Origin of the sequence: Pseudoalteromonas sp. SR45-5, from assembly GCF_014163565.1 — a bacterium.
Lineage (GTDB): Bacteria > Pseudomonadota > Gammaproteobacteria > Enterobacterales > Alteromonadaceae > Pseudoalteromonas > Pseudoalteromonas distincta.
This window is the reverse complement of sequence record NZ_JACJDN010000873.1, coordinates 1-1,296: the sequence shown is the minus strand read 5'-3', so window position 1 is coordinate 1,296 and position 1,296 is coordinate 1. Positions and strand designations below refer to the sequence as shown.

At 39.4% G+C, this 1,296-nt stretch carries 1 protein-coding gene; it reads right to left on the bottom strand.

Features of this window, described 5'->3' with window-relative positions; genetic code table 11:
* Nucleotides 1–1,296 (bottom strand): asparagine synthase B (asnB, locus tag H5072_RS19745; RefSeq protein ID WP_182694550.1); only part of this gene is annotated, 1,296 nt, incomplete at both ends.

Below are 1,296 nucleotides of genomic sequence, written 5' to 3'. Positions count from 1 at the left end.
TACAAACTCTTTTAACGTATCAATCCAACTGTAACCAACACCGTCTGAAAATTGCTCTTTTTGGCGCCATAAAACTTCATCAGGCAAGTAGCCATCAAAACCTTCACGTAAAATGTGTTTTTCAATTTTGCCATCTTTACACATTTTGGCTTCAGGGTTGATACGCATAGCAACATCAACAAATTCTTTATCAAGGAACGGTACACGTGCTTCAACGCCCCATGCTGCCATTGATTTATTAGCACGTAAACAATCAAACATATGCAGTTTTGATACTTTACGGTTTAGCTCTTCATGAAACTCTTGTGCGTTAGGGGCTTTATGGAAGTATAAGTAACCACCAAATAGCTCATCAGCACCTTCGCCAGATAACACCATTTTAATGCCCATTGCTTTAATTTGGCGAGCCATTAAGTACATAGGTGTAGAGGCACGAATCGTTGTTACATCATACGTTTCAATGTGGTAAATCACTTCACGCAGAGCATCAATACCTTCTTGAATGGTAAAAATGATAGGGTGGTGAATAGTACCAATCATGTCAGCTACTTTTTGGGCAGCGGCTAAATCAGGTGAACCCTCAAGGCCTACTGAAAAAGAATGCAACTTAGGCCACCATGCATCGCTTTCATCGTTATCTTCAATACGTTTGGCAGCAAAACGCTGGGTAATAGCAGAGATAACCGATGAGTCCAAACCACCAGAAAGTAATACACCGTATGGTACATCACACATTAGCTGGCGTTTAACGGCCGCTTCTAATGCATCTTTAACGTCTTGCGCTTGTGCGCTGTTATCTTTAACTGCATCAAATGTTTCCCAATCACGCTTGTAATAAGGCGTGATTTTGCCATCTTTGCTGTACAGGTAATGCCCTGGTGGAAATTCTTCAATATGCTTACAAATTGGAGAGAGTGCTTTTAGCTCTGAAGCAACGTAAAAGTTACCGTGCTCGTCGTGACCAGTGTAAAGCGGGATAATACCAATATGGTCACGGCCAATTAAGTAAGCGTCATTTTCTTCATCGTATAAACAAAATGCAAAAATGCCATTTAGATCATCTAAAAAGTCAGATCCTTTTTGTTTATAAAGCGCTAAAATAACTTCACAGTCTGATTGAGTTTGAAAAGTAAAATCAACATCTAGCTCTGCTGCAAGTTCTTTATGATTATAAATCTCGCCATTAACCGCTAAAATATTTGTTTTTTCAGGATTGTATAAAGGCTGTGCACCGCTTGATACACCAACAATAGCTAAACGCTCATGTACTAAAATAGCTTTTTCAGATGCATATAC